General features: G+C 68.4%; 4 protein-coding genes. 1 reads left to right on the top strand and 3 read right to left on the bottom strand.

Annotated elements, in window-relative coordinates; genetic code table 11:
- Window positions 1-195: 195 nt before the first annotated feature.
- The 3 genes from CFP71_RS36325 to CFP71_RS36315 form a co-directional block, all read right to left on the bottom strand.
- On the bottom strand, window positions 196-1,410 hold the full coding sequence (locus CFP71_RS36325) for a glycosyltransferase (protein WP_167406394.1): 1,215 nt from the start codon (window positions 1,408-1,410) through the stop codon (window positions 196-198).
- Window positions 1,411-1,555: 145 nt separating this feature from the next.
- Window positions 1,556-2,224: a helix-turn-helix transcriptional regulator gene (locus CFP71_RS36320; protein WP_208636119.1), complete on the bottom strand. Its 669-nt coding sequence runs from the start codon at window positions 2,222-2,224 to the stop codon at window positions 1,556-1,558.
- Between the two features lie 202 nt (window positions 2,225-2,426).
- Window positions 2,427-3,074 (bottom strand): TetR/AcrR family transcriptional regulator, encoded by a 648-nt coding sequence (locus tag CFP71_RS36315; RefSeq protein ID WP_093938467.1) that lies wholly within the window; start codon window positions 3,072-3,074, stop codon window positions 2,427-2,429.
- A gap of 140 nt (window positions 3,075-3,214) precedes the next feature.
- Here CFP71_RS36315 and CFP71_RS36310 point away from each other — a divergent pair, with 140 nt between their 5' ends.
- On the top strand, window positions 3,215-4,660 hold the full coding sequence (locus CFP71_RS36310; protein WP_244199967.1) for an amidase: 1,446 nt from the start codon (window positions 3,215-3,217) through the stop codon (window positions 4,658-4,660).
- Window positions 4,661-5,218: the final 558 nt, after the last annotated feature.

The raw sequence follows: 5,218 nt of genomic DNA, 5'->3' as shown, positions 1-5,218 counted from the left end.
GCGCAAGGAAGGGGGCCTTCATGTACTTGAGCCGCCGCGAAGGGAGAGTTTCCTCGGCTAGCCGGGGGATAGGGGCCTTCGCGCGCTATCGCTGTGACTGCTGGTGCGGCTGGGGCAAGCGTGGCGATCACGAAGTCCGTGAAGGCCTCCTTCCCTACCCTGAAGGTAGGGAAGGAGGCCTTCACGGACTTCCGGCTAAGCCTTGGCCGTCTCCACCAGGAGCTTCGCCGCCACCGCCGCCCCATCGGTCCGGATCGTATCCGCCACGGCCTTCGCCCGAGACCGCGTTTCCGGGGACAGGACCGTCGTCAGCGCGGCCGACAGCGACTCGACGGTCGGCGTCGGATCCTGGTGCGCCACACCGATTCCCAGCTCCGCCACCCGCGAGGCCCAATACGGCTGGTCCGCGATCCGGGGGACGACCACCTGGGGCGCGCCCGCCCGCGAGGCCGTCGTCGTGGTCCCCGCGCCGCCGTGGTGCACGACGGCGGCCACACGGCGGAAGAGTGCTTGCTGATTGACCTCGCCGACGACGAAACAATCGTCCGCGTCGTCGATCGAGGCCAGTCCGGCCCAGCCACGCGCGAGCAGGATCCGCCGCCCCAGCGTCCGCAGTGCCTCGATGGCCACCCGGGCGATGTCCTTCGGCGCGTACGCGGCCATGCTGCCGAAGCCGACGTACACCGGCGGCTCACCGGCCTCCAGGAACTTTTCGAGGTCGTCCGGCAAGGGGCGGTCGTCGGGCTGGATCCACGCTCCCGTTTGGACGATGTCGAGGTCCGTCATCCCCTCCGACGGGCACAAAACGGGGTCGGCGGCCAGCCACGGCGAGCCGGTGAAGACGTGGTCGCGGACGTTGTCCACCGGCGGCAGCCCGATGGCCGCACGGTGCTCGTCGAGCGCGCCGCCGTACAACGCGTTCACCCGTTGGGCGTCCTGCTGCCACAGCACCCGGTTGTCCGTCTCGCCCTCCGGAGACGGCGTGCCCGGCCGCAGGCCCGGGGCGAAATGCCGCGACGGCAGCCCGAAAATGTGGAAACACGCGTACACGTAAGGAATTCCCCGCTTCTCGGCCACGTCCCGCGCGCCGGCGGGCAGTAGCCCGGTCGCCAGGATGACGTCGCAGTCCTCCGCCGCGGCGGAGAGCGTCTCGAATCGGGCGGCGACCAGCGCGGGCGCGAGTTTCAGCGCGTCTTCCCCTGTCGGTGGCTTCGGTCCGGCGACCACCGAGTGCACCGTCGGGCCGAGTGGCACCAGCGGCACACCGGCCCGCTCCAGCAAGGTCACGAACTCTTCGTCCGGTGGCGCGGCCACCACCGCCTCCGCGCCGAGTTCCCGTAATTCTTTCGCGAGCCCCACCAAGGGTTCGACATCCCCGCGAGATCCCCACGTCGTCAGCAAAACACGCACTTCGCGACTCCCGTTTCCGCAGCTTCCGGCCTTCGGCGCGCAATTCTGCGGGATGACCCGGGTCTTGCCGCAAGCCCCGGTGTCCGCTATAAGTTGAAGGGGGCGAGGAAAAGCCCCCTTCTCTCGTCCACTCTGGACGAACTCCTCAGATCGATCCCGTGCGCAGGGCGAAGGCGACCGCGTGCGTGCGGTTGTGCAGGCCGTAGCGCGACATCACCCGATGGAGGACGTTCTTCACCGTGCTCTCCGAATAAGCGAGTTTGGCCGCGATGTCCTCCGTGCCGTGGCCGTCGGCCAGCAGGCGGAGGACTTCCCGTTCGCGGTCGGACAGGCCGGAAAGCGCGAGCCCGTTGGGTACCAGCAGATCTTCCTGTATCCGTTCGAGCTGGGAGAGCAGGCTTCCCTGCAACCGCGGCGGCAGGGCGCCGGCGCCCTGGCTGACCGCGAGAATCGTCCGCACCAGATGTTCGCTGTCCAGGTCGCGCCGCGGCAGCAGCGCGGCCATGCCGCATTCGATCGCCGTCATCAGGACCTGGACCGGGAAATGGTCGGTGACGATCACGCATCTCGGCGGCGACGCGAGGGCCGACGCGGCGCGGACCTGGCGCAGGAACGCGAAAACCCCGTCGCCGATCGAATCCCCGACAGTCACGATCACTTCGGCGGGCCCCAGGTCGGTGTCGTCGAGCACGTCGAGCCGTTCGTCGGCGCCGAGAATGCTCGTCGTGCCGAGTCCGGCCAGGAGATCCGGGGCATGCACGGCGACTCTGACGCGGTCGGTTCTCCTGGCGGTCTTCTCCCCTTGAATCAACATCGAAGTCCCTATCCGAAGCGTTCGGAAACCCGGAAACGGGTGGCGTGAATACTTATCGCACTACTTAGAAGCTATAACGTTACAACGTTGCATGTCAACCGTGAGGGCTTCGTCTCCCACGGATGGCGGCAACACACAGGGCAAGACGCCCGAAGTACGGGAAAGGTTCAGTGCGGAGCCGATCTGGCTCGGGGGACGCTGGTCAGCGCGTGGTGAGATCGTCCAGTTCGTCCGAGATCAGCAGATCGGGGTCGAACTTCATCCCGGTGAAGTGGCCGGCGAGTTCGAGCGACAGCACACCGTGCAGACGCGTCCAGAAAGCGAGCGCGCGATGCAGGGTCGCGGACGGGGCCGGATCGTCGCCCGCCCAGTCCCGGTGGCCGTCGAGATGCCTGTCGAACGGGGTTTCCGGCCTGTCCGAGGTGATCGCGCGGCAGGCGTCGAGCAGGACAGCCATGACTTCGCGCGAGATGGCGGTGGTGTCGTCGGGCGCGTGGTAGCCGGGGACGGGCGTGCCGTAGATGAGGAAGTAGCGCTGCGGATCGCTCCGGGCCCAGTCCCGGATCGTCACGGCGAGCCCGGCCAGGTCGGCGCCCGCTTCGAACGCCGCCCGGACGGTGTCGGCGAGGCTGCGATAGGCGTCGCGGATGAGCGCGGTGATGAGGTCGTCGCGGCTGGCGAAGTACCGGTACAGGGCGGGGCCGCTCATCCCGACCTGTTTGGCGATCGCGTTGAGCGACAGCGCGGGGACCCCGGCGGCGGCGATCTGCTCCCACGCGTGCTGTTTGATCTCCGCGCGCACCTGGTCGCGGTAGCGTTCCCGCGGGCTCTGCCCGTCCGCGTCCGTCATCGGCCCTCCCGCTCCATCGGCCCGAAGCTTAGTTGGCTGTCCGGGCGGCGAGGAACCGAAGGGGCATGATCCGTTGCACGAACCGCCCTGATCGACGGGAATCGCCGGGAGCCCGGTCGCGGATGATCGACAATGGCCGCATGGCTGGCGATGAATTCACCTGGTTGGACGCGACGGCTCAGGCGGAGCTGGTCCGGACAGGGCAGGCGTCACCGCTGGAGCTGCTCGACGCGGCGATCGCGCGGATCGAGAAGCTCGACGTCGAGCTCAACGCCGTGGTCGGCACCCGATTCGACCAGGCTCGGCGGGAGGCGGTGACGGCGCGCGGGGAGGGGCCGTTCCACGGCGTGCCGATGCTGCTGAAGGACTTCCTCTGCCACACCGCGGGCGACCCGGTGCATGGCGGCATGCGCGTCCTGCGGGAGCGGGACTGGCGCGCACCGTCGGATTCGTATCTGGCCGCGCGCCTGCGGGCCGCGGGTTTCCTGTTCTGCGGCCGGACGAACACGCCCGAACTGGCGACCAGCATCACCACCGAACCGCTCCTGCACGGCCCGACGCGGAATCCGTGGAATCCGGCGCGGTCGCCGGGCGGATCGAGCGGAGGGTCGGCCGCCGCGGTGGCTTCGGGCATGGTCCCCGTCGCGCACGGCAACGACATGGCGGGCTCGATCCGCATCCCGGCGTCGGCCTGCGGGCTGGTCGGGCTGAAGCCGAGCCGCGCGCGGACCAGCCTCGGCCCGGAGTTCGGCGAATACTGGGGCCAGGTCACCCACGAACACGTCCTGACCCGGTCGGTCCGGGACACGGCGGCGATCCTCGACGTCACCGCGGGCGCCGCGCCGGGAGATCCCTACAGCGCCGCGCCTCCGGACCGTCCCTATCGGACAGAGGTCGGCGCGGACCCCGGCTCCCTGCGGATCGGGTTCCGGATCACCTCCCCGGGTACCTGCGAAACCGCGCACTTCGACAGCGTCGCCGCCGTCGAACGGACCGCCCGCCTGCTCGAGTCCCTCGGCCACCAGGTCGCCCCCACCGCGGCCGCCGCCCTGGACGCGCCGGGGATGTTCGACACCATGCCCGCGCTGCTCGCCGCGGTCGTCACCTGGGAACTCGACGCCTGGTCCGAGCGACTCGGCGAGCAGCTGCCGTCGTCCGTTCTGGAACCGATGAACGCGATGCTCGCCGAAGCGGGCCGGTCGGTCACCGCCACGCAATGGCTCGCCGGATCGCTCTCGTCTCAGCGGTGGGCCCGCGGTGTCGCGGCACTCTGGGAGGACGAACTGGACGTCCTCCTCACCCCCACGACGCCCGCGCCGCCCGCCGAACTCGGCTACCTCGCCCCGGACGCGAAGTCGCCCGAAGAACTGGCCGCCGGTATCGCTACCGGTGCGGCGTTCACGGCGCCGTTCAACATCACCGGCCAGCCCGCGATCTCCCTGCCGCTGCACTGGAACGCCGAGGGACTGCCGATCGGCGTCCAGCTCGTCGCCGCCCAAGACCGCGAGGACGTCCTCATCCGGCTCGCCGCTCAGCTGGAGGAGGCGGCGCCGTGGTCGGAGAGGCGTCCCGCGCCGGTCTCGTGAGTGGGGATTCGGGATGTCGGGCCGAAAGTCGGCGGTGTCAGGTCGGGTGGTGAAGTCCGTGAAGGCCTCCTTCCCTACTTTCAGGGTCAGGGTCGCGGCAAAGTCGCCTTTGCGCTGGTCAAGGAGGTTGTGAAAGCCACTTTCGCAACTTTGAAGGTTGCGAAAGTGGCTTTCACAACGCAGCGCCCTGAGTCCTCTGAATGCCCACGGCCGCCGGACCGGTATTTACCTACCCACGCCTGACTGGGCGAGAGTGGTGGTTCCGCGGCTGCCAGGGCGCGACGATGTAGGAATTGGGACGTTCAACGTCCCAATTCCTACATCGTCGCTCGGACGCCTGGTGGCAGACGATGTGACAGGGGTAGATTCCGAATTTTCAACGTCCGGAACTCTCCCCAACAACGGGAGACCGGAAGAGCGTCGTGTAGGGAAACAGGGTAGCTATAGGTGGTCGCTGGATGACTAAATAGAAGAAGTGAGTAACACGGTTGGTTAGTAGAAGTTAGTTGGTCGGCAGATTGTCTTGGCCATTCCTCCTACCCGTTAGGAAGAGCGTTG

Origin of the sequence: Amycolatopsis thailandensis (assembly GCF_002234405.1) — a bacterium.
Classification (GTDB): Bacteria; Actinomycetota; Actinomycetes; order Mycobacteriales; family Pseudonocardiaceae; genus Amycolatopsis; species Amycolatopsis thailandensis.
The sequence above is the reverse complement of the archived record's forward strand: the minus strand, read 5'-3'. Positions and strand labels throughout refer to the sequence as shown.